The 25,479-nt window shown below is 54.1% G+C and carries 17 protein-coding genes; 15 read left to right on the top strand and 2 right to left on the bottom strand.

Translation table 11 applies throughout. The annotated features are described in order from the left end of the window. Window positions 1-481 (bottom strand): hypothetical protein (locus DMG62_20060; GenBank protein PYY21124.1); only part of this gene is annotated, 481 nt, incomplete at its 3' end. A 371-nt stretch (window positions 482-852) separates the two neighbouring features. Here DMG62_20060 and DMG62_20065 point away from each other — a divergent pair. Beyond that, entirely contained in the window at window positions 853-3,357 is a 2,505-nt protein-coding gene (locus tag DMG62_20065) for a hypothetical protein (protein PYY21125.1), read from the top strand. 83 nt (window positions 3,358-3,440) lie between these two features. Here DMG62_20065 and DMG62_20070 read toward each other — a convergent pair whose 3' ends face one another. Beyond that, a complete protein-coding gene (locus DMG62_20070; GenBank protein ID PYY21126.1) occupies window positions 3,441-4,070 on the bottom strand; it encodes a hypothetical protein in 630 nt (209 codons plus the stop codon). A gap of 638 nt (window positions 4,071-4,708) precedes the next feature. On the opposite strand from DMG62_20070, the gene DMG62_20075 reads away from it, so the two are divergent. The 14 genes from DMG62_20075 (at window position 4,709) to DMG62_20140 (ending at window position 25,173) form a co-directional block, all read left to right on the top strand. Further along, window positions 4,709-5,203: a hypothetical protein gene (locus tag DMG62_20075; protein ID PYY21127.1), complete on the top strand. Its 495-nt coding sequence runs from the start codon at window positions 4,709-4,711 to the stop codon at window positions 5,201-5,203. Window positions 5,204-5,238: 35 nt separating this feature from the next. Then, window positions 5,239-5,979 carry a transferase gene (locus DMG62_20080; GenBank protein PYY21128.1) on the top strand — a complete coding sequence of 247 codons (741 nt, stop codon included), beginning with the start codon at window positions 5,239-5,241 and terminating at the stop codon, window positions 5,977-5,979. Between the two features lie 22 nt (window positions 5,980-6,001). Further along, entirely contained in the window at window positions 6,002-6,802 is an 801-nt protein-coding gene (locus DMG62_20085; protein PYY21129.1) for a hypothetical protein, read from the top strand. Between the two features lie 53 nt (window positions 6,803-6,855). Further along, the gene (locus DMG62_20090) at window positions 6,856-10,110 is read left to right on the top strand and encodes a non-ribosomal peptide synthase (GenBank protein ID PYY21130.1); all 3,255 of its coding nucleotides are present in this window, start codon (window positions 6,856-6,858) and stop codon (window positions 10,108-10,110) included. After that, the gene (locus tag DMG62_20095) at window positions 10,107-13,499 is read left to right on the top strand and encodes a polyketide synthase (protein ID PYY21131.1); all 3,393 of its coding nucleotides are present in this window, start codon (window positions 10,107-10,109) and stop codon (window positions 13,497-13,499) included. The genes DMG62_20090 and DMG62_20095 overlap by 4 nt, the downstream gene beginning before the upstream one ends. 29 nt (window positions 13,500-13,528) lie before the next feature. After that, window positions 13,529-14,698: a hypothetical protein gene (locus tag DMG62_20100; protein ID PYY21132.1), complete on the top strand. Its 1,170-nt coding sequence runs from the start codon at window positions 13,529-13,531 to the stop codon at window positions 14,696-14,698. A gap of 36 nt (window positions 14,699-14,734) precedes the next feature. Next, window positions 14,735-15,178 (top strand): hypothetical protein, encoded by a 444-nt coding sequence (locus DMG62_20105; protein ID PYY21150.1) that lies wholly within the window; start codon window positions 14,735-14,737, stop codon window positions 15,176-15,178. Continuing rightward, window positions 15,175-16,302: an erythromycin biosynthesis sensory transduction protein eryC1 gene (locus tag DMG62_20110; protein PYY21133.1), complete on the top strand. Its 1,128-nt coding sequence runs from the start codon at window positions 15,175-15,177 to the stop codon at window positions 16,300-16,302. The genes DMG62_20105 and DMG62_20110 overlap by 4 nt, the downstream gene beginning before the upstream one ends. Before the next feature lie 8 nt (window positions 16,303-16,310). Further along, complete coding sequence (locus DMG62_20115; protein ID PYY21134.1) at window positions 16,311-18,491, top strand: hypothetical protein; 2,181 nt, start codon at window positions 16,311-16,313, stop codon at window positions 18,489-18,491. Window positions 18,492-18,575: 84 nt separating this feature from the next. Next, the gene (locus tag DMG62_20120; protein ID PYY21135.1) at window positions 18,576-18,866 is read left to right on the top strand and encodes a hypothetical protein; all 291 of its coding nucleotides are present in this window, start codon (window positions 18,576-18,578) and stop codon (window positions 18,864-18,866) included. A gap of 34 nt (window positions 18,867-18,900) precedes the next feature. Then, complete coding sequence (locus tag DMG62_20125) at window positions 18,901-19,464, top strand: acetyltransferase (GenBank protein PYY21136.1); 564 nt, start codon at window positions 18,901-18,903, stop codon at window positions 19,462-19,464. Between the two features lie 15 nt (window positions 19,465-19,479). Further along, a complete protein-coding gene (locus DMG62_20130) occupies window positions 19,480-21,021 on the top strand; it encodes a hypothetical protein (protein PYY21137.1) in 1,542 nt (513 codons plus the stop codon). A 318-nt stretch (window positions 21,022-21,339) separates the two neighbouring features. After that, a complete protein-coding gene (locus DMG62_20135; protein ID PYY21138.1) occupies window positions 21,340-22,425 on the top strand; it encodes a tartrate dehydrogenase in 1,086 nt (361 codons plus the stop codon). 183 nt (window positions 22,426-22,608) lie between these two features. After that, window positions 22,609-25,173, top strand: a complete 2,565-nt coding sequence (locus DMG62_20140) for a permease (GenBank protein ID PYY21139.1) — start codon at window positions 22,609-22,611, stop codon at window positions 25,171-25,173. The last annotated feature ends 306 nt before the right edge of the window (window positions 25,174-25,479 follow it).

The following is a 25,479-nucleotide window of genomic DNA, read 5'->3' on the forward strand; positions in this document are numbered from 1 at the left end:
TAATCAGGTCAAGAGAAAGAACAACGCGGAGGAATCCTTTTTTTCGCAGTAGCACGCCCTCCATGCCTTCTAGCGACCCACTCTTGATGCGAACTCGATCACCGATCACGAGGTAGGGATGCGGTTCGCACTTTACCAACGGCAGAGAGGAACGGAGTGCTTCAATCTCTGGCTCGGGCAGTGGCACTGGCTTTCCCGCAGCGCTCACCAGAGAGAGCACTCCGGGTACCTCAAGCACGCGCACTCGCTCAAGGGCACGTATCCGAACAAAGATGTAGCTGGGAAAGAGCGGCAGCTGCAGGTCCATCCTGCAGCCGTTCTTCCAGAGGCGCTGAGTGCGATAGAGAGGCAGGAAGGACTCAATCTTTCTCAGCGCGAAGTGCTCAGCGATGGCTTTTTCGTGGCGTGAAGTTGTATAAACCGCAAACCATCGGGGAAGAACTTCTGATTCTGCGTGGGCGGACAGGGGAATGATTGACATCATCGGTTCGCTGACTCAGCTTTGCAATTGCAGACAAAGCTTCGCTATCGTCACTTAGGACGTACCTTTTGAAACTGCGCGATTGATTGGCTTACCAAAGGACTTCGCCGAAAAAAAATTTTCGGTGCGGCGAGGGCCCAAGGTCGCCCCGGAATTGTTAAAGGACTTTTAACGGAGCGAGTGCTTGCTGGTTCTTTCTCGCAAGCTTGAAAAAATGTAAGCTGCTGGAAGCGATGTGGCAAGCAAAAAATTAATTTTTAGAGCTAAATCGCTTGTTCGCTAGGGTATTCTGCCGGGGATAATGTCCAATCTGGGAATTTGAGTTTGCACATCTTGTGGAGCACCACAGCGCTGGCGTTGGGCCGGTAATTATGACACAGCGTGTGCTTACTTCCGGCTGTCATTTCTTACGGCTTATTGTGTTGTCTAAATATATAGAGAGTAGGACGATTTTGTCGAAATTCCGCAGTGCTTTAGGACCTTTCATACTACGTTCCAAACATACTGTCGTTTTGGTTCTTCTTTTGACTCTGGGCGTGGCGCCGGAAGCATATTCGCAGAATCGGCAAAATCCGCCTGCTAAGAGCCCTTTGTCCAAGCCGAATGCCCACGCCAGCGTCGCAGGTGACGCAAAACGAGGATTTCAGGGCTTCCTATCCGACCAGAAGCGAATCTGGACCTGCCCAGCTCACCTGAAGATCTCCGATGCCGAGTGGCTAGTCCCAGCAGGGGGGATCTCGACTGGCTTGTTCGTAACCGACGCCACCACTTCACATGAGCTGACGCGACACAGTCACGTTCCAGCAAGCGCGACATTCTCCGACCTCGGACTGGGGCTTTTTCTTGGCGCCTCAAGTCTCATGTACCTCGGCGGAAGGCAGTTCAGCGACGAACACATGCGGGAAACGGGGCTGCTCTCAGCCCAGGCGGCCGCCGACACATTTGTGCTTACGGATGTACTTAAGTACGGCCTTCGGCGTGAGCGTCCAGATGTTGATCGCGGGCAAGGAAACTTCTTCCAGCCAGGTGGAACGTCGTTTCCCTCCGAGCATGCAAGCATTTCCTTCGCGATCGCCACGGTGATCGCCCACGAATATCCCGGCTGGTTCTCCCAGTTTGCCAGCTACGGCCTCGCAACCGCCGTCAGCGTGGCTCGGGTAACCGGGGACAAGCACTTTCCTTCAGACGTGTTTATCGGCGGCACGATGGGCTACCTCATCGGGCGAAGCGTATACAGAAACCATCACGATCCCGCGGTCAACTACGGCACCTTCGAATCTGCGGAACTTCCAATTCCCGCTGAGCGCGTGAGTTCCACGTACATCGAACTCGACAGCTGGATCTATCCCGCGGTTGAGCGGCTCGCAGCCCTCAACATCGTTGATTCGACCTTCGCCGCCATCCGGCCGTGGACACGGATGGCGGTTTACGCCATGATTTCGCGCGCGCAAGAACCGCCTGCAGGAAGTGAAGGCAGCCTCGTTCTAAGTGATTTGCGTTCAGAATTTCACCATGAGAACGAGCTGCAGGGAGGGCAACAGAGTAAATCGCTCTTGATTGATCGGGTGTACACGCGTACGCAGTACATCTCCGGATCTCCGCTAAACGACGGGTTCCATTTTGGGCAGACCATCGTTGATGACTTCGGACGCCCATTCGGCGATGGCTTGCAGCAAATAGTGGGATTTGAGACTTGTGCTGAATCCGGACGCTTCTCGTTTTTTGTACGCGGTGAGTACCAGCACGCTCCATCCCTTCCGGGATACAGCCCACCGGTCAATCAAACACTGGCGCAGATCGATCTGATTCCCGGTGAGTCGTTCAATGGTGTGCCCACGAAGAACGTATTCCGACTGCTGGACACTTACACATCCTTCAACTTGCTAAGCAATGAGATTTCTGTCGGCAAGCAGACCTACTGGTGGGGACCGGACGACAGCACCGCGCTAATGCTCAGCAACAACGCCGCGCCCTTTTACGGAATCCGATTCAATCGCACTTTCCCGCTGTATATTCCATTGTTTTCGAAGCTGTTCGGAACCATACGTTACGACAACTTCTTTGGACGCCTCTACGGAAACAAATACCCTGCCGATCCGTTCACGTTCGGGCAGAAAATCGTGCTTGCACCCACGAAGAATCTTGAGATTGGATTCTCCCGCAGCTCGATTTTTGCGGGCAAAGGGCTGGAGCCTCTGACTGCGCATACTTTTTGGCAGACGTTAACCAGCACTAGCAGCGGCACGAATGTAGGATTTAATCCACACGACACGCCGGGCACACGCCATGCGAATTTCGATATTCGCTACCGCCTGCCGTTCCTGCGCAACTGGGTCACTGCGTACATCGATTCCTTTGTTCATGACGACGTTTCGCCGGCCGATGCTCCCAACCGATCAGCAGTTATGCCCGGCATCTACCTGAGCCACTTCCCCGGAATTCCTAAATTAGACCTGCACGTTGAAGGCGGGACTACCGATACCTTCCCGACGCAGGTGCTGGGCGGCAATTTTTATTACTACGAGGGACTCTACAAAGACAGCTACACCATCAACCGCAACCTTCTTGGCTCATGGCTCGGACGCGAAGGAACCGGCGGTAAAACATGGGCAACTTACTGGCTTAATCCCGCCAGCAGCATCACCGCAGGATTTCGGATGGTGAAGGTCTCACAATTCTTCATCCCAGACGGGGAGACGCAGCAGGACGCCTACGCTGCCTTCAAATACCGTTGGCAGAACGGCCTCGACCTGCAAGTCATGATGCAGCACGAACGCTGGGTCGCTCCTCTATTGGCTTCCGGGCCTCAAAGCAATTTCACCACGCAGCTTCAGCTTTCGTTCTGGCCCAAGGACTGGAGAGTCCAAAAACATTAGCCCCCGCTGTGCATTTTCGAGTGGCAGATGCGACAGAGAGTAATGAGATTTTACTTGGGAGATCTCAGCGCTTCTTTAATTTCCTAACTCAACCCCTGTTGCGAAAGCGTTGTACAAAGCAGAACCGCCAGCTCCACACGATTCGAAGCGCCCAGCTTTTCGAAGATCTTGAAAACGTAATTCTTCACTGTGTGCTGACTGATGCCAAGGCGCTCCGCCACTTCCCGATTTGTAAGTCCCTCCACGATGCTCTCAGCCACCTCGCGCTCTCGCTTCGATAGTACTGACAAGCTTTCTTGCTCAACGCTCGCACTGTGCGTCGTATCTGAAAGAGCGGAGATTACAAACTGCAATTCTTCGCTGTTTGCCCAAATCTGTCCCCGATGCACCGCCACGATGCAGCGGGGGAGCATCTCTACTGCTTTCGTCCGACAGAAGACTCCGGAAGCGCCCATGCGAAACGCTTGCACCACCATCTCCGGCTTACTCGAGTCCAGCAGGACCACGTCCTTCATCATCGGACACCCCGCTCGCAGCTGCTGAACCAGGATCAATCCGCGACTGGCCTCGTCCTGCATCCGCGCACTGATAATCAGGACGTCGGGACTGGAGTGCGAAACCATTTGGATGATTTCGAGCGGATCTGCACTGAATCCCAGGACGTCCAGCTCGGGATCGCGTGCGACTACATTTGCCAAAAGTTGGGCCGCCATGGCATTGCTCTCGGCAACGAATACACGTATCCGTGCCAACGACCTGTCGCACCCTTTGTTTTCTCGAATAGTCAATTGAATATCCCCGCAATTGGGAAAGTGGAAATTTTAATGTGGGTCGATACTGATGGGCCGGTGCGGGGGCTGTTTTGGGGGCTAACGAATCGTTTGTTTATCACCCCTCGTAATAGGAGTCAAGTTCAAAGCGTCAATGAAAGCAACTTTTGGCCAACCAGCACTAGAGAAGGTCGTCTCCCCCCCACCCTGCTCTGACGGCCAAAGCGCGAAGAAATGCCCAGGGCCGTCTGTCGGAGGGAAGGTCGGCATCTTGCGGAGATTCCGACACTTGCATAGATTCACTCTCCAGTTTGAACGGCCAGCAGTTCGTTTTGCCTGTTTTTCATTGTGTCAGGTCCGCCAGTGGGACTCAGGGGGCGAAGCTGTAACCAGAACGGATCGTCTAGAACGAACGGCTGACTGCATTTTTCCCTATTCTTCTGATTCTCATTCCCGGATTAGACCGATCCCAATCACAACCAGCTCCGAGAGAGCTTTGATTGATAGCAATCTCCTGGGGCTTCGTCTTCCAGATTTAAATTAAGCGACCTCCGGCCTCCATTAACTTTTCGGGAGAAGAAATGGTGCGACAGCCGCCTTTGACACGCATACGCGTATTGATTGCCGAGAGCGATGCCATGGCGGCCCAACTTCTGGCGAACGTAGTTGCATGCGACCCCGAGCTGGAGGTGCTGGGATTCAGTGCGAATCCTATAGAGATAATGGAAATAGCGCTTCGCTTGAGTCCGGATGTAATGATCATAAGCGCATGGATAGAGGACGATGCCAATCGCGGATTGGCGATTCTCCAACACCTCAGAGGCGAGCGTCCCAAAATGAAAAGCGTGGCGTTGCTGGACTCGCGCAAGCCTGAGATGGTTGTCCAGGCGTTTCGCATGGGCGCCTCAGGGGTCTTCTGCCGGACAAAGGGAGTGGATATGCTTCCCCGCTGCATCGTGGCCGTGCACCAAGGGCAAGTCTGGGCGGATAGTGAGGAATTGAAGTTAGTGATCTCTGCTCTCGCGGACGCTACCCATACAGAACATTGGGAGCGCGCAAAGGCATTCGCGAACTGAGGAACTGATGTAAAAGGAGAGTTTGGGATTAGCTCATGGAAAAAAAAGGCGCAAACAAATTGGCCATTATTGAGACGGAAGAAATAGGGCCGGACACTTCGATTGCTGAATTCGCAATCATACGTAAGGGTGCGAAACTTGGACGCGGCGTTATCGTCCATCCTTTTGTCGTAATCGAATCCGGCGTTTCCATCGGGGATGGTGTAGAGGTCTATCCGTTCTCGCACATCGGTAAAGAACCAAATGGGGCTGGTGCCGTTGCTCGCGAGCCTGTATTCGACCGGCACGTTGCAATCGGTGCTGGCTGCTGCATAGGACCCAATGCTGTGATTTATTGCGATGTGCGAATCGGTGAATCAACCTTGATCGGCGATGGAGCATCGGTCCGTGAGAAATCGTCCATTGGTTCAAAGTCCATCATCGGACGCCACGCAACAATCGGTTACGAATGCAGGATTGGGTCAAACACGAAAATCATGGATCATTCGGGCATTGCGGGGAAGTCTGTGGTTGGCGACCGCGTTTTCATCGCAAATGATGTCCAATCTGCGAATGACAACCTTATTGGCAGCAAAGGATGGAGAGACGACATCACCGGTCCGGTAATTGAGGACGACGTAATGATCGGGGAGGCCGCTGTGCTCCTGCCCGGCATCGTTGTTGAAAGAGGGGCCATCATCGGCTCGGGCGCGCTCATCAACCATAATGTGAAGCCCGACAGCATGATGCTCACTATGCCCGCTAGAGCCGTTCCTCGCGAACTGCACAAGGAATAACTCTCATTTTGCTTGGAACCATATGCTTGTTTGCAATCCACTCGGCATTAAAACGTTTCCGATTCTGGACGATCACTTTCCGTTCTTGAATGATGACTTTGCTTCTTTCGTGTCCCAAGAGTGCGTCGACATCTGGTCGGTGTCTCTAAACGACTTCAGGCATCAATTCGTCGCTTTTCATGATTTGCTTTCAGCCGAGGAGCGGACGAGATTGGCACAGTTTCTCTTTGCGCGGCATCGTGAGCGCTACGTCCTCGAACACGGCACTCGAAGAATTGTTCTCGCAGCTTATCTACGGGAGAAGCCCGCAACAATTGAGTTCTCTTATGGTCCGTTTGGCAAACCTGAGATCAAACATGCATCTGACCGATCAACGCCCTGCGCCCTTTCTTTCAGTAATGCAGGAACTGAGGACCTGGCCTTGATCGCGATAAAACCTGGCGCATCGGTGGGCATCGACGTTGAGCGCGTGCGTCAGCTTGCTGAGCTGAATGAAATTGCGGCTCGATGCTTCTCAAAACGGGAGCGGCGATTGTTGGCAGATCTCGCATTCGAAAAACGAACCACTTACTTTTTTTTTCTTTGGACTGCAAAGGAAGCCGTACTCAAGGCAACCGGCGAAGGAATCACTCGCAATCTGGAGAATGTGGAAGTGATTATGGAATCCGACGATTGTGACTCCGCCCACGCAATTGACCGTTGCGATCCACACACCAAATGGCTAATTCAACGCTTTTTCCCCCGGCCCGGCTATATCGCATCGATTGCTCTGCGTGAGGGCTCTTACGCAGTTCGTCATCGCCAATTAGTGACGTCCCAGTAATCTGTCCTCCACACTCCAAAGACAGCCACATCATTGAGGCAAGGCAAACAGCTGTGATAGCAAACCACACCGAAACCGGTGCAGCCGCCGATCGATACCCTCTAACTCCGCTGCAGCAAGGCATGCTGTTTCACCACTTGGCAGAGCCTGGCTGTGGTACCGACATCGAGCAGATAGTATGCACGCTTCACGAGCAGTTAGATGCTGCTGCATTGCGGTCTGCCTGGGACAGGACGGTCGAGCGGCACGAGCAACTGCGCACGATCTTTGGCTTTGCCGACAACGGCGATCTTATTCAGATCGTGCAGTATCCTTCAACGGTTTCATGGCAAGAACTCGATTGGCGACACCTCCCCGTCGAAAATCAGCTACTGGAATTTGAGTCGTTTCTCGGGAGTGATCGCCGTTCCGAATTCAATTTGCACGAAGCTCCTCCGAATCGGCTTTGTCTAATACGTACAGCCGATGCAGAGTATCGGATGCTTTGGACCTTTCATCATGCCCTACTCGACGGCAGGTCATTTCCCATTGTTCTGGGAGAAGTATTTGCGTTCTACGAATCGATCCGGAAGGGAAAGGCGTTAGTTCTGCCTTGGCCGCGCCGCTATAGGGACTACATCGATTGGCTGCGATCGCATAACTCTGCCCAGTCCGAATCGTACTGGCGTGCTGAATTAGCAGGCTTTACCGCGCCCAATTCATTCGGCATCGATCAGTCCTCAGGCGAAGGAACACAAGACGGGGGTCTGTGGGGACAGCATCGCATCACCTTGGATGCGCTTGCATCTTCTGCCTTGAAGGAATTCGCTCAGAATCATGGGTGGACTCTCAACACCGTTGTGCAAGGTGCGTGGGCTTTGCTCTTGCACCGGTACAGCGGCGACGAAAGCGTAGCGTTCGGCGCGGTTCGTGCATGCCGCGCTTCAACGATTGATGGTGCCGAGAACATGGTTGGATTTTTCATCAATACGTTGCCGCTGCGAGTCAGAGTGAACTCGGAGACTCTTCTTGGGAACTGGCTTACAACATTGCGTGCCCAATGGCGCGAGTTGCGCGATCACGAGCACACTCCGTTGGTTCAAATTCACAAGTGGAGTGACGTACCACATGACAAACCGATGTTCGACAGCATCGTGATGTTCGAAAACTACGAACTCAACGAACGCTTGCGAGAAAAGGGGGGGAGTTGGGCAACTCGAACGTTTCACTTGTACGAACAAACCGGATATCCGTTAACACTGACTGCATACGCAGGGTCCGAGTTGCAGTTACAAATTGGCTTCAACCACGCTCGATTTTCTGATGCTGCTATTCGACGAATGCTCGGGCACTTGAAGACGATCTTACTTTCCATGGAGGAGGCAGGACCAGACCAGCAGCTCAAGGCAGTTCGTTATCTCACCGATCGCGAAGAGAGTCAATGCATTGTCGAATGGAACGAAACGGCCGAGGAGCATCTCCAGGGGAGCACCCTGCACCAACAATTTGAAGCGCAGGTAAAAGCATCACCGGAGGCAGTAGCGGTTGTCTTCGGATCGCAAGAACTCACTTATCTTGAATTGAATGATCGCTCCAACCAGTTAGCACACTGGCTGCAAGAAGAGGGCATAGGGCCGGAGGATCTCGTCGGAGTATGCATTGAGCGCTCCCCGGAGCTGATCGTCGCGATGCTTGGCGTATTGAAAGCAGGAGCCGCTTACGTGCCGCTGGACCCACAATTCCCGGCAGGTCGGTTGGCTCAGATCGTCTCGGATTCCGGAGTACAAATCATCCTTACTCAACGTAAGTTGACGACTCTGTTCTCGGCTTACTCAGCCCGACTGGTCCCGCTAGATACAGAGGAGTTGATGTCGCAACCCCGCGAACACTCCGTTAGCGAAGTGGATCCACACAATCTGGCATATGTGATCTTCACATCTGGTTCCACAGGCCGGCCGAAGGGCGTGCAAGTTGAGCATCGAGCTGTAATCAACTTTTTGTTTTCGATGAAGCGCCAGCCCGGAATCGAATCCAGCGACATATTACTGGCCGTGACGACGTTTTCCTTCGACATAGCGGCATTGGAGATTTTCTTGCCTCTCTTGAATGGCGCCCGCCTCGTAATCGCGGATCGAGAGTCGACGATGGATTGCCGCCGTTTAGGCAGACTAATTGAAGATAGCGGGGCAACCGTCATGCAAGCGACGCCAGCCACATGGAGAATGCTGATAGAACATGGCTGGGCGGGGCGCAAGGGGATGAAGATTCTCTGTGGCGGCGAAGCGCTCCCACCGGAGTTAGCCCGAGAGTTGCTACCTCGCTGCTCATCCCTCTGGAACATGTACGGGCCCACCGAAACCACAATTTGGTCAACCACCTGGCAAGTGACTTCAGCAACGAATCCTGTTCCTATCGGTAAGCCAATCGCAAATACGCAGACATACATCTTGGATCCCGATTTGAATCCTGTTCCGGTCGGCGTTTCGGGCGAGTTATTCATTGGGGGCACGGGTGTAGCGCGAGGTTACTGGCGGGCTCCGCAGCTCACAGCTGAGCGATTCCTACCGAATCGGTTCAGACCTGAGCACGGTGGACGCATGTACCGAACGGGTGACATTTGCCGCTGGCGCAGCGACGGCGCTCTTGAGTGTCTCGGGCGAAGTGATCAGCAGGTAAAAGTTCGGGGATTCCGGATCGAGTTAGCAGAAGTTGAAGCAGCTCTGGGCGACCATCCTCATGTTTCGCAGGCAGTGGTTGTAGTTCAAAAACGGGATGACGCTGAGAAGCGTTTAGTCGCTTACGTCGTCTCGCGGCCCGGACAAATTCCGGCGGTGGAAGAACTGCGCAACTACTTGATGCAGCGGCTGCCGGATTACATGGTTCCGTCGGCGTACATGGCGCTCGATCATTTGCCGCAAACCGCGAACGGCAAGGTAGATCGCAAAGCTCTCCCCGCTATCGATGAGATGCTATCTGAGCTGGATGCGGAATGCGCCCAACCCATTAGCGAAACAGAAAAGAAAATTGCGCGAGTTTGGTCGCAAGTACTGGGAACGAACAGAGTCGGGCGTAACAGCAACTTCTTCAATCTCGGTGGGGACTCTCTTTCCATCCTTCGCGTTCGCTACATGCTTGAACGAGAGTTTTCAAGGGAACTGGCTGTTGTCGAGCTATTCGGCCATCCGACGATCGAGTTACTGGCTAATTTTCTTCAAGCTGCGCATTGTGAATCCAGGTTGAAATTCCAAAGCAGAGAAAATGCAGATATCAGAAAAGGCTTGTTGCGACGGCGACTCTCTCTGAGAAATAGTCGGGTTCATTCATCATGAAGCAAGAACAACTCGATCACATTGCAATTGTTGGTCTGGCAGGGCGGTTCCCGGGTGCACCCGATCTGGAACAGTTCTGGCGCAATCTTCGCGACGGAGTAGAGTCCATTACCAGGTTGGACGACCGAGACCTCCTGGCATCGGGTGTGGATCCCAGCCTGCTCGCCACCGACCATTATGTAAAAGCAAGTCCAATTCTGGATGGAATCGAATACTTCGATGCTGAATTTTTCGGCTTCTCGCCACGAGAAGCAGAAGTAACGGATCCGCAGCATCGAGTCTTTCTGGAATGTGCGTGGGAAGCACTGGAAAATGCGGGCTATGACCCCAATCAGTACGGTGGTCGAATCGGTGTTTTCGCCGGCGCCGGTCTTCATTCCTATTACCACGACTACCTGGTCACAAATCAAAAATTAATCGAGACTTTGGGAGAACTCCCGCGCTTTCTTGCCGTTGAAAAGGATTTTCTTAGTACGCGGGTTTCCTATCGGCTGAACCTCAAGGGCCCTAGCATTTCGTTGCAGACTGCATGTTCGACCTCACTCGTTGCGGTGCATTTTGGCTGTCAAAGCCTGCTAAACGGCGAATCCGATATGGTCTTGGCTGGTGGCGTGTCTATCAAGCTTCCTCAGACCGCCGGGTATCTTTATCAAGAAGGAACGATCCTGTCGCCGGATGGTCACTGCCGTGCCTTTGATGCCGCAGCGGCTGGGACGATTTTCGGCAGTGGCGCGGGAATAGTCATATTGAAGCGCTTATCGGATGCTCTTTCTGATGGCGACACTATTCACGCGGTAATCCGCGGGTCCTGCGTCAACAACGATGGATCGATTAAGGTGAGCTACACCGCTCCAAGCATTGATGGACAGGCCCGTGCGATTTCCGAAGCTCTGGCAATGGCAGACGTCGACGCGAGCGAGATCAGTTACGTCGAAGCCCACGGGAGTGGAACTTCTCTGGGCGACCCTATCGAAGTCGCCGCATTGACAAAGGCATTTCGGGAAACCACAGCCGAAATGGGATTTTGCGGAATTGGCTCAATTAAAACTAATGTCGGCCATCTTGATGCTGCAGCCGGAGTCGCCGGCTTGATCAAAACCGTCTTGTCCCTTGAGCATGGAAAGCTGCCGCCCAGCTTGCATTTCAAAGGACCAAATCCTTCGATCGATTTTTGTAACAGCCCGTTCTTTGTTCAGAGCACTTTATCGGATTGGAAGTCAAAGAATGGCCGGCGGATCGCGGGCATCAGTTCTTTTGGAATTGGCGGGACAAATGCGCATGTGATTGTTGAAGAGGCGCCAACTGTTCATTCAGACGCTGCGCCGAAAGCATGGGAAATCATTCCGATCTCGGCCAGAACTTATGAAGCTCTGGAAAAGGCGACTGATCGGCTCAATTCGCATCTCAGATCGCAATCCGAACTCGCCGTTTCAGATGTTGCATTCACTTTGCAGGAAGGGCGCCGTGCGTTCTCGCATAGGAGGGCCATTGTCGCGCCAAGTATTGAGCACGCTGTCGAGTTGCTCGAAAAGCGAACAGCGAAACGCGTTCACAGTTCAAGGGCAACTGAGAAAGCTCTTGAGACGGTATTCATGTTCCCGGGGCAGGGCGCGCAACATGCGAACATGGGGCGAGAACTCTATGAGAACGAATCGACATTCCGGCAACACATCGATCAGTGTGCAGAGTATCTGCTGCCAATCCTCGGCTTGGATTTGAGACGTGTCCTCTACTCGCATTCACTCGATGAGAATGCCGATGCACAACTGAAGCAGACCCGGATCACACAACCTGCAGTCTTTACGGTCAGCTATGCGCTGGCACAGTTGTGGTTGTCTTGGGGAATCACTCCAAAAGCGATGATCGGTCATAGTCTTGGAGAGTACGTAGCGGCCACGCTTGCTGGCGTTTTCGAGCTCGAAGATTGCCTGGCGCTCGTGGCGGAGCGTGCTCGTCTGATGCAGCAACTTCCGCCGGGCAGCATGCTTGTCGTGCACAGGGCGGAGCATCATCTTCGGTCGCGATTGAACGGCGACATTTCCATTGCTGCAGTGAATGCTCCTGAAGTCACCGTGCTGTCCGGGCCAACGTCCGCAATCAAGGACCTAGCACAGTTGCTGGCCAAGGATGGGGTCGCGGTTCAGCCGCTAACTACCTCGCACGCTTTCCACTCTTCGATGATGGATCCGATCATCGCGATGTTTCGAGCGGTCGCAGCTGCAGTTCCCAAACGAATACCGCGGATATCCATTGTGTCCACGGTGACAGCAGACTGGATGACGCCGGAACAAGCTACTGACGCGAATTATTGGGCGCAACAGATTCGAAGTAGTGTGCGTTTCAGCCCGGCGCTCTTGAAAGCGCTCGAGAACAGCGAGGGCAACTTGCTGGAGGTAGGACCCGGGAATTCACTGAGCACACTTGCCAAGCTTCACTTGAAATCCTCTCAGCAAAATAGAGTGTTCCACTCGCTGCCCCATGCCAAAGATGAGCGTTCCGAACTGGAAAACCTGCTGAGCACTGTTGGGGCGCTGTGGGTGTCAGGCGCGCCCGTAGACTGGAGGCGGTTGCGCAAGAATCGTGGACAGAGGGTACCACTTCCCACCTATCCATTCGAGCGTCAGCGGTTCTGGATTGAACCGGCGAGGCCACCAGCTCAAATTTTCATAACTACCGAAATTGTCGAGAAAGCACAGGATCTTCTCGCTCAAGCAAGCGCTAATACAAACGGCTGTCGAGAGCATAGTCAGCTTGCGAGGAATGAGACAGTGGACACGAAACCTGTGTCCACGATCCTCAACATTTCATCAGAAATGTCCGTTGAGGAGACATTAACTAGTCTCTGGCAGGAGGCGCTCGGCGTTTCGCAGGTTGATGTGGACGATAATTTCTTCAATCTGGGCGGTCAGTCTCTATTGGCGCTGAGCCTCATAACCCAGATTGGACGCGCATTCGGCGCACGGTTTTCCCTGGCTTCTCTCGTTGGCGCCCCAACGATTCGCGAGTTCGCCCAGATTGTTGAGAAAGAACTCAGCTTGAAGAGTGCACACGCGAACGGTATCTCTCCTTCTTCGATTCAACAAGCGGTGCGCGCCTTCGTCCTCGAAAACTATCTAAGTGGCGGAGATAACGCCTGCGCGAACACAGATTCCCTGCTGGAGAACAACCTGATAGACGCAATGGACTTCCTCCATATTGCCATGTTCTTGGAAGAAACGTACGGAATCCGCATCAACAATGATGAGCTAATCGGAGCCAATATGGGATCGATCCACAACATTGCTTCGTACGTGGCATATAAGTTGAGTGAACAACGAGGAAGAACAACGCGCTTAGGCCCCTCAGTGCTGCACACGGGCGAACATGCAGCACTTGAATCAGCTGGCTGATACTGAGCGTAAATTCTGCCGTGAATTCTATGCAAAAGCCTTTGCTGACGTTTTTGATCGCGGGGTTCCAGCATGAGCGCTTCGTTCGAGAGGCGGTGGAAGCCGCGTTCGCACAAACGTATTCGCCTCTAGAGATCATCTTGTCTGACGATTGTTCTCAGGATGGAACCTTCGAGCTAATGCGTCAAGCTGCGGCAGCATATCGCGGTCCGCACCACATTGTGCTGAATCGAAACCCGATTCGGCGCTCGCTCGGGGGGCATCTCAACCAACTCATGGGGATGTCAACTGGGGAGTTCATCGTCATCGCCGCGGCAGACGATGTTTCTGCGCCCGAAAGGACGTCGGCAATCTACGAAGCCTGGAACTGTGGTGGCCGCAAAGCTACTTCCATCCATTCGGCGTATGTCCAGATTGACGAGAATGGGAGAGAGATCGCAAACGCCTTCCCGGAACGGGCTAAACACCAGTCCGACGTTCCGCCGAGTCCCTCCGATTTTGTCCGTACACTACGACCCACTGTGTTCGGATGCACGCACGCCTTCTCGAAGAAGTTGTTCGATGTATTCGGAAACGTCCCCGAAGATCTGATTCATGAAGACGACGTACTAGGGCTGCGCTCACTGCTGGCGGGAAGCATAACCTTCATTGATCGCCCCCTGGTCCGCTATCGCATTCACGGCAACAATGTCTATGCGGCCCAGAAACAATGCGATACCCGAGAGAACCTGAGCCAGCTCGCTGCGCAAGAAGCCAAAGATAGAAGAAACATTCACAATCGCAAAATCATGTACGTTGCATTTCTGTCGGACCTGGTGAAAGCCCAACGATTGTCACTGATTGCCGACGAGGAATTCAAAGCAGCAAGTCTCGAGGCGCTTCAACGGCGCCGCTATTTTCAATGGATTGAGGAGTACTTGGAGAGTGGCTTCGTTTCTAAGCTCCGGAAATTGAACCACCTCAGGCACGAGCGCTTGGAACCAGGGGATTATCGCATTCTCTTAGTCCGCCTCTTGCCTGTGCAGAGCCGCCTACGCGTTCGACTGGCACTGAACTATGTCGCGCGCATGCGGCGCTATGCCATGTCCGCCTTGCGTTTGCTTGGGCAGTTGCGAATTGGAGCGCGTCCCTTGCGCGAGCAGGAAAACTGGGGCGGTGTTCCACGCGTCTTTGTCGGCCGGTTCGCTCGTTCGAAATGAACCCGTCACGTTAGCCTCCCTCACTGGATGGAAACCATGAATAGTCAATTCTCTCTGCAGAATATCTCCGTGCAGGATTGCACGACAATTGATTTGGACCGAATCACAGATCCGCGCGGCAACCTCACATTTCTTGAGAGCGGCCGTCACTTGCCGTTCGATATCAAGCGTGTGTTCTACCTTTACGATGTTCCGGGCGGGGCTGACCGGGCTGGACACGCGTTGAAAACCTGTCACCAGTTCCTGATTGCAATGTCAGGCAGCTTCGACGTCGTTGTTTTTGATGGAAAGAACAAACATCGTTTCCATCTCAACCGCTCGTACTACGGCGTGCACCTCCCGCCTATGATATGGCGTGAGATGGATAACTTCTCCTCAGGATCAGTGTGCCTTGTGCTCGCTTCGGAGTTCTACGACGAAAAAGACTATTACCGCAACTACCGCGACTTTCTTCGCGCCGTAACAGGTCTTGAAGCATGAAAGTCCCGTTTCTCGATTTTTCCGGACCTTATGCCGAGCTGAAACCGGAGCTGGACGACGCATACTGCCGCGTCATGCAATCGGGATGGTACATCCTCGGCCGTGAAGTCGAAGCCTTCGAGCAGGAGTTCGCGTCTTACTGCGGCGTCAAACACTGTGTCGGCGTCGGAAATGGATTGGATGCATTGCACCTGGTGCTGCGTGCGATGGAGATTGGGTCAGGTGATGAGGTGATTGTTCCCTCCAACACCTATATAGCAACTTGGCTCGCTGTTTCTTATGCGGGTGCAATCCCCGTCCCAGTCGAGCCGGACCCAAGCACGTGCAACATCGATCCCGCCAGAATAGAAGAGGCAATCACGAATCGAACGAAGGCGATTGTACCGGTCCATCTTTATGGCCAGCCTGCTGACATGGACCCGATCCTGGAACTCGCGTCCAAATACTCACTTAAGATCATCGAGGATAATGCGCAAGCACAAGGCGCGAAATATAAGGGACGTCGCACCGGGGGCCTCGGCGATGCTGCCGGCAACAGTTTTTATCCCGGCAAAAACTTAGGCGCCTTTGGCGATGCAGGTGCCATTACTACAAATGACGATGACATAGCCGATAGAGTACGCACTCTGCGCAATTACGGATCCAGGACTAAATACAGTAATGACTACAAGGGCTTCAATTCGCGCCTCGATGAATTTCAGGCAGCATTTTTGCGGGTGAAGCTCCGCAAATTAGACGAGTGGAATAACCGGCGACAGGCTGTCGCATTCCGCTACATCAAGGAATTTCAGAGTATTCCCGAACTGGTGTTACCTCACATTAGAGACTGGGCAGATCCAGTCTGGCACCTCTTTGTTGTACGCCACCTGGCTCGGAAAGAGCTTCAGAGACAGCTCACTACCGCCGGAATTGGAACGCTGATTCATTACCCGATACCGCCGCATCAATCGCGCGCGTACGCAGATGATGCTACTACTCCCAAGTCTTTGCCGATTGCCGAATTTCTTTCCTCCTCCGTCTTAAGTCTTCCAATGGGCCCGCACCTCACAGACTCGCAAATGGAGGCTGTAATCTCCGCGGCCACGAAGGCGACTGCTATCTGTGCGCCAGAACTAGTGGCTTGAACCAGCGTATGAGATCGTGGCTCCATCTCGCAGTACTCTTGTGCATTTGTTCTTATGCACAGGCCCAGCAACCCCTTGTTGCGATTCACGTCTCGGAGCTCACCGAGCGATTGGAAACCATTCCAGCGGGCGCGGCTACGCCCTCAGGAGCCAACACCACTGGTAAGGAATGGTGGACTCCATGGTGGCACTACTTCGTCATGCATGAATCCCTCGAGGAAGCGCTCCGCTCGGATGGAACGCCCTTCGTCGTGGTCACTGACTCCGACATCGCTTCAGGAGCTTTGATTACCGATAAGGGAGTGCCCAGGTATCCCATCGTCATCAGCCTTGCTGCGGAGGTAGTTAGCGATGATGAGATCACGCCATTGCTCAACTATCTCTCCTCCGGTGGTTTTCTCTTTGTGGGGTCATCTTCGTTTACGCGCAGACCTGATGGAAGCTCGCGCGGGGATTTTGCCCTGGCGAGCGCAATGGGCCTGCACACGATGAGTCCGCAACTTCAAAACTGGACAAAGAACACTACTCTCACCAAAGTTGTTGATCATCGGGTGGTAGAAAATATCCCCTTGGGTAAGCTCAGTTGGACCATGCCGTTGACGGACGATGATGTTTCCTGGGGTACATCCGTGGCACGAAAGGGCCCGCCAGGGCACGTGATTCAGCGGGAACACTTCGTTTGGAAAGTGAAAGCCGACACTGCGACGGTTCTTGCCATCACGTCCGATGGCCTTCCGTACATCAGCATCCAGAACTATGGTCGAGGATCCTTGATTTTTGACGCGGCGATGCAGCCTCTGATAGGAAACGGCGGCTGGGCTCCAGGAATGTACGCCTATGAGATTTTCCGAGGTGCGATCGAGTGGGCATTCGACTCCGCGAATCTTCCAATCATCAGAGTGAGTCCTTGGCCGTATCAGTACAACGCCGCGTACATGGTCAGGCATGACTTTGAAAATACGCCAAGCTCCATTCGCGCCATCGAGGAGTCCGCAAAATTCGACAGTTCTTTCGCGGCTAAAGGGGAATACTACTTTTGTACGGGAACACTCCGGACAGAGATGGGTAATTCGCCGGAGACGATAGATAGCCTGCGAAGGGCCGTGCGCTTATACGGAGCCACCATTGGTTCTCACAATGGAGGTCTTCCAAATGTCGGGAACAGTGAACTCCAGACACGCGATCGCGATTATTGGCATTGGGGACCTGACGAGCTAATAGATTTGCGAACGGCCGGATTTCAAGGTGGAGCAAACTATGCCGCTACTTCGCTAAGCAAGTCGCTCGATGACATCGCGGGTTGGATGCAAGGTATCCAAACTAATACTCGCACGTTTTCTGCACCCTATTTTAATTCGACGAGAGACGAGTCTTATCAGATCCTGGAGCAACTCCGGATCGTCACCGCTGGGGAACAGAAGCTCACACCGTTCCCACATTGGACCGTTTCAACTCGAACGCCCGGCAGGAGATTCGCTTTCCTAACCCTACCCGTTAGTGATTGGTACGTCGGCTCGCAGGTGGCGCAGTCCATGGAGGTTGGCCACTCACAGTCCAGCATTCGAGCTTTGGTCGACCACTATTATCAGCTCGGAGCTCTGCTGAATCTCTATACCCACAGGCCTTCCAATGATGTGAATCCAGCGGAATATATACGTTTCACGTCGAGCAAGTCCAACATCTGGCCGGTGAACGCGTCCACACTCTTCGAGTGGTGGAAACGCCGATCAGGAGTGCGGATATTGCCCGATTTTTCAATTGCACGGAACACACTCACAGTGGCTACAACCATTAAAGGCGCAGTTGATCCGGACACTGCCGTCGAGCTTGTAATCCCGAACGGAATGAGCGCAAATGATGTGCACGTCAAACTCAACGGCGAGGCAGCTGGGGCCAATGCGTACAGAATCTACGGGCGCGGGATCAAGATTCGTATTGGTTTGGCGGTTTCCAGGGTCGAGGTGAGTTATCCATTTGTGGCCGCCGTGCAACCACATGAGAGCTACCGGGCTGTCCGCCCGAATCGCCCACGCTTACTCAAAGGAGCAATCAACCTACTGAGTGCGATCTCAACCGGTCGCATTCTGAGGGCTGCTGGAATAATGGCTCTTCTTGCGCTTTTCGGCTTGTGGAGCTTTAGACGCACATGGTGGCGGACAAGCCATTGCCACACAACATACTCGGAATAAATTCCCCGTAGGTCCAATCCAGGAAATAATCAAGAGTGAACCCGTTCGATGAACGCGTTCACTTGCTTTGACTAGGAGGAAAACATGCAGGAAACACTGAATCAGGAAGTCGAATCGACGATCCGTACTTTCATTGACGTAAATGTCATCAACGGCGCCGCGTGGACATACAACAATGAGACACCACTCTTGGATGAATCGATCCTCGATTCGCTAGGAGTCGTCGATCTTGTGGAATTTTTACAGAAGCGCTTCAGGATCCGAATCCAGCAAGAGGAAGTCACTCGGAAGAATTTCCGGTCAGTCTCCACCATTGCTGCATTTGTCCGCGACAAAACAAGCCCCATGCATTCGTCCGTGTCCAACGGCAACTAACGGCGATCTGCTACAGCGCCGGCAAGGAGTATCCATGCGATTAATGAATTTCTATCAGCAGTGTCGAATCGCGAAGTACCGTCTGCTCTCTAACTGTGCGAATGTGGAAGGCAAGCCCACGATCCTGCAACCGGTCCACCTGGCAGGAAAAGGAACGATCCGCTTTAAAGGAAACGTAAAACTGGGTTGTTTTCCTTCAGCCTATTATCTTAGCGGCTACACCTACATCGAGGCCCGCACGGAGGAAGCTGTCATCGAGATTGGCGACGGCGTGTGGATGAATAACAACGTGGCAATCATCAGCAACGGCGCAGGCATCAAGATCGGTAACCGATCCATGCTAGGAACCCACGTGGAAATCCTCGATTCCGATTTCCACGATTTGCATCCGGACCGTCGTGGTGAGCCAGGTAAGTGCGCCAATGTCGAGATTGGCGAAAACGTCATGATCGGACCAAACGTCAAGATCTTCAAAGGTGTTCGCATCGGGAACAACTGCATTATTGCAAATGGTGCCGTGATCCGTCGTTCGGTTCCAGACAACATGCTCGCTTACGGAAATCCGGCTCGCCAAGGTTTCGGGCTCCTGCAGGACTAGAACTCCTCTAAATCCATGGCAACAGTGCAGGCGGTCGCTTCCATCCCTAAGACGGAAGCAGGACGGCAATCCTACGGTCGCATTCTGAAATCCTCTGCTCTCATCGGAGGATCGACCGCTGTCAACATGCTGTTCACCCTCGTCAGGACCAAAGCAATGGCACTGCTTCTCGGTCCCTCGGGCATCGGACTACTGGGCGTTTATAGTTCGATCGCCGACTTAGTCCGTAGTATCGCAGGCCTAGGAATCAATACCAGCGGCGTCAGGCAAATTGCAGAAGCCGTGGGAACCGGCGAGGCCGAGCGTGTCTCCTGTACGGTAATCACGCTTCGCCGGGTCGCCTTCTATTCGGGTTCGATGGGAGCTCTGCTGCTCATTTTGTTTTCCCGCCCGATTTCCTGGGTGACGTTTCATGATTACCAACACATCGGAACCATTGCCTCGCTTGGCATTGCTACCTTTCTTCTCGATATCTCTGATGCGCAGAGCGCTCTTGTTCAGGGAATGCGACGCATCACAGATCTCGCCAGGATCAATGTCTTCGGCGGTCTTTTTGCTGCCGCCGTCAGCATTGCCGTCGTCTATATGTGGCGGGAGAGAGGTATCGTCCCATGCTTGATCGCTACTGCCCTCATAAGCATTGCTACATCCTGGTGGTACGCCCACAAAATTAAAATCGAATCCATTCGTATCAGTTGGGGAAAAGCATTTCGCGAAGCATCTGAGCTCGTGAAACTTGGTTTCCTGGTGATGACAAATGGCCTGGCGACACTTGCTGCTGCATATGTGATTCGATTGTTCGTGTTGAGAACCTCCGGACTAAAGAGCGTTGGATACTATCAAGCCGCGTGGGGTGTTTCTGCGGTGTGCATAAGCTTCATCCTGCAAGCAATGGGAAGCGATTATTATCCGAGATTAACGGCCGTCTCGAATAATCGGAATGAGTGCAATCGTTTGATGAACGAACAAGTCGAAGTAGGAATGCTGATGGCCGCCCCAGCGATGCTGATCGGATTGAGTCTTGCACCGGTGGTGATGACGCTTCTCTATTCGGCGCGTTTCGGCGGAGCCGTAGAAATCTTCCGTTGGTTCTCGATTGGTATGTTCCTCCGCGTTATCACCTGGCCCATTGGCTACATCATTCTGGCAAAAGGCGAACGCAAAATATTCTTCTGCTCCGGCGTGCTCGCGAATTCGGTGTATTTGATCCTCGCATGGATAGGACTACGGACCCTCCATTTGACGGGTATTGGCGTTGCCTTTTTTGTCTTGCAGGTATTGCACAACCTGGCCATCTTCCTTGTGGCACGCCATCTCACTGGATTCACGTGGTCAGCTGCAAATGTGCGACTAGCAGCGATCATGCTGCCTTTACTCGGAATTGTTTTCGGAAGCTGGTATTTTTTATCTCCAATTCAGGTCGCGGTCTTAGGCACTCTGATCGGAATTCCAGCTGCGTACTATTCCCTCAAGACACTTTGTGGATTGCTTCCCTCGGAGCAACTACTCAGACCCACAAAGAAGCTCGGTCTGCTTTTGGGTTTTTCGCCCAGATAAAAACCCGATCCTCCCTCCTGCGGACTCACGCCACGAACTGAGCAAGAAGTCTGCCGAAAGCACTCGGCAAGTGCTGTCACAAGACAGCCCGACTTTCCTCCCACCCCATTACTCGCCTACTCCCTCCCTGTTCTCTCCCTAATCCTTCCTTCCCTTTGCTTTTTCTGCCTTGCGACCAAACCTGCAGAAGCGCAGCCATTTTGATCGATTCACCCGCCGGGCAGCTCGGTCTGCCTGTTAACTTAATTGCTGCGTCAAATTAAGGTCGGTAAGAAGCCTCGGAAGTTGCAAAGTCGATAGGCGTCGCGAGGACTGATTTTGAAGAGATACAACATCGCTGTCATTGAAGGTGACGGAATCGGACATGAGGTCGTGCCTGAAGGGCTGCGCGTTTTGGAAGCAGCCGGCAGAAAGTTTGACTTCGGTTTTGTTTGGAAGCACTTCGATTGGAGTTGCGAGCGCTTTGTCAAGACCGGCCGGATGATGCCGGAGGACGGCCTCGATCAGCTGCGGAACTCTGATGCGATTTTTCTTGGAGCCGTGGGTTTTCCCAGTGTTCCCGACCACGTCTCCTTGTGGGGGCTGCTGATTCCCATACGGCGCGGCTTTCAGCAATATGTCAATTTGCGCCCCGCGAAGCTTCTTCAAGGCATCGAGTCTCCGGTTAAGAACTTCAAGCCTGGTGACATCGATTTCTGCGTCGTCCGGGAGAATAACGAAGGGGAGTACTCGCAAATCGGAGGACGCCTATATTCCGGAACGGAAGAGGAATTGGTGGTTCAGCAAACGGTCTTTACAAAGCGTGGATGCGACCGCGTAATCCGCTATGCATTCAACCTGGCACGGACGCGGAAGAAGCACGTGACCTCAGCGACCAAGTCGAACGGAATTGTTTTTACGATGCCATTTTGGGATGAGCGCTTCGCGGAGATTCGATCTGAGTTCCCCGATGTGGAGGCGGACCAATTTCACGTAGACATCCTGTCGGCCCATTTTGTACAACGTCCAAATCGGTTCGATGTCGTAGTCGGATCAAACCTCTTCGGGGACATCCTCTCTGATCTCGGCGCGGCGGTTGTGGGCTCGATCGGCATTGCGCCTTCTGCAAACCTGAATCCGGAACGTGAATTTCCGTCGATGTTCGAACCCGTACATGGATCGGCTCCTGATATTGCCGGCAAGCGAATCGCGAATCCCATCGCCCAGATTTCCTCCGGAGCCATGATGCTCGAGCATCTCGGGGAAAGCGCTGCAGCGCAAGAGATCGAACGCGCTGTAGCAAAAGTGCTCGCTGAGCGCGGACCGAAGACTCCGGATCTTGGTGGGAACGCAACCACGACTGAAGTCGGGAAGACGATCGCGGCAGAGATCTCAGTTTTTCAGCGGACCGAAGTGATTCGTTAGCCCAAAGAACAGGAAATCCGGCCATCAGATTTCCCGAGCAGAAAAATTCAAATTACGGACAGAAGTATGACTATCCTCCTCCCATGAGGAGAGTCTAACTCGCAGTCCCTCAAGGCGAGGGCGAGGAGTGCTTTCCGTCGTCTGCAAGGGGACGCTCTCAAAGTTAAAGTGGCGGGGGCATGAATGCTGGCAGATTTGCGTGACGCGGTGCGGCAGCTGCGCAAGGCACCTGGATTTACGACGACAGCTCTGATCACACTGGCGCTAGGAATCGGAGCGACGACGGCGATCTTTACGCTGGTGCACCAGGTAATGCTGAAGTCGCTGCCGGTGACCAAGCCGGGTGAGCTGTGGCGGATCGGAGATAAAGATCGCTGCTGCAACTGGGGCGGCTATACCCAGGGTGACGAGGGAGACTTTGCCTTGTTCTCGTGGGAGGCGTACCAGCATTTTCGCGCGCACACGCCAGAGTTCGTCGACTTGGCAGCACTGCAGGCCGGCAATGCGCAGCTTGGCGTCCGCCGAGTGGGATCGCTGGCGCCCGTGGACACGCGTAATGGCGAGTATGTCTCTGGGAATTTCTTCAGGACCCTTGGCATCCAGCCCTGGATTGGCCGCGTGTTGACCGACGAGGATGATAAAGAGGGTGCGCCGCCGGTGGCGGTGATGAGCTACCGCATATGGCACGACAAGTACGGATCTGATCGGTCTGTGGTCGGAGCCGGCTACCAGATTAATGGGCACCCGTTCACGGTGATTGGCGTGGCTCCGCCCGGATTTTTCGGAGCGAAGCTGGCCGGGTGGGGCATGCCGGATTTTTGGCTGCCAGTGACCACTAGGTTGTTGATCGATGGGCCGACGTCAGGGCTGAAGCGGCCACAGAACAACTTCCTGGATCTGCTGGGAAGAGTGCGTCCGGGGGTAGACCCCAAGTCGCTCGAGGCAAAGCTGAGGGTGGAATTCCATAACTGGCTGGCCAGCCACCTTCCCGATATGGAACCCGGCGAGAAGGCACTCTGGCAGCAGCAAACGCTGCATCTGGTTCCCGGCGGCGCTGGAGTGACCGCGCTTCGAAGCGAGTATCAGGATGGACTGAAGCTGCTGCTGATTGCTGCCGGATGTGTACTGCTGGTCGCGTGCGGGAATCTAGCGAATCTGATGCTGGCGCGCGGGTTGAAGGATCGCGCGCAAACCTCAATCCGAGTGGCGCTGGGCGCGTCGCGAGCGCGAATTGTGCGCAAATCGTTAGTCGAGTGCGTCATGCTCTCAGCGATCGGTGGGGTCCTGGGCATCGGCGTGGCGTACGCGGGAACAAGGTTGATGCTGCATCTGGCTTTCGCGAACGGCGGCCGCGATAACTTCGTACCCATCAGCGCGACTCCCTCGTTGCCTGTCTTGCTGTTTACGCTGGGCATATCCGTTCTGACGGGAATCGTTTTCGGGACAGCGCCGGCATGGGTGACTTCGCAGGCTGATCCGGTCGAGGCGCTTCGCGGGGCAAACCGTTCGGTGGGAGGCGGCCGCTCGTGGGCGCAGAAGTCCCTGGTCATCGCGCAGGGCGCGATCTCCGTGGTGCTGCTGTCCGCGGCGGCTCTGCTCGGCCAGAGCCTGCGGAACCTGGAGCACCAGAACTTTGGATTCGAGATGCGGAGCCGGTACATCGCATGGATCAATCCCACTTTGGGAAATTACAAGCCCGAACAGATGGAACCGCTGTTTCGACACATAAACGATCGCGTGCGGCAGATTCCAGGGGTGCGGATGGTCACGGAGGCGCTCTATGCCCCGATGTCGGGCGATAGCTGGAACAATGGCGTTCACATCGAAGGCCGGCCTGAACCGCCGCCGAAGGAAGACACGAGCTCGGGCTTTGCCCGGGTCACACCGGACTTCTTTGAGACGATCGGCGCCAAAATTGTGCTGGGCCGTCCCATCACAGAAGAGGACACCGCGGCGACACGGAACATAGCCGTGATCAATGAAGCCTTTGCCAAGAAGTTCTTCAAAGACCAGAACCCCATCGGGCAGCATTTCGGACCCGGCAAGATCAAGTATTCCGCGACCTACGAAATCGTTGGAGTCTCGCGGGACATCCGCTACATGACGTGGGGCTACAAAAAGCCCGTGGGCCCGATGTTCTGGGTGCCGGAGGCGCAGAGTGCGCAGTACGACGATCCAGCGTACGCGAGTGGAGACAGCTGGTCGCACTACTTGAACAACATTGTGATCTGGACGCCGGGAGATCCGCCGGGAATGGAAGACCGCGTGCGCAAGGCGCTGGCGAGCGTCGATCCCAATTTTGTTCTCTACGGTGTTGATCCATATGAGCAGGTCGTTAGCGGTCAGTTCCAGCAGGAAAATATGATCGCGACATTGACCTCGCTCTTCGGTGTGCTTGGGTTGATCCTTGCTGCGGTTGGACTATATGGAGTGCTGGCGTACATGGTGGAACAGCGGACGAGCGAGATTGGTCTTCGCATGGCGCTGGGCGCGGATCGCGGGCAGGTCACAAGAATGGTGCTGCGCGGCGCCTTCATGCAGATCGGCATTGGGCTGGCAATTGGCATTCCCGCAGCGATTGGCGCCGGCAGGCTGATGACGACTCAGTTGTTCGGCGTTATGCCATGGGACCCGATCATGCTCGCACTGGCTGTGCTGACGCTCGGATTGGCCGCAGTGCTGGCGTCGGCAATCCCGGCGCGGCGTGCTGCAGGCGTGGAACCGATGGTGGCTCTGCGGAACGCGTAATCGCTGATGCGCACATGGTTAGTTCGTTAGGCCTGGCCAAAATGGGACGGTCAACCAAGGACAGGGTGACAGTTTCTCTAGCAGTACAAAGCGACCAGTCGGGAGAGGCGGAACCTCTTCCAATCCGCGAATGTTTCATAGAACTCACTTGTGCCCCGGAACAGCGGGAAAGTTGGGGCAGCCCCTGCTTGGAACTGAAATGGGAATTACAAAAGGACGGGGCAGCCAGGGTCTGTATAAGTCGCCAGCTGGGACAACCTTCTCACCCTTGGTGATGAATGACAGCTTTTTCTCCAGCAACTTGAG

This window comes from Acidobacteriota bacterium, from assembly GCA_003225175.1.
Lineage (GTDB): Bacteria > Acidobacteriota > Terriglobia > Terriglobales > Acidobacteriaceae > Gp1-AA112.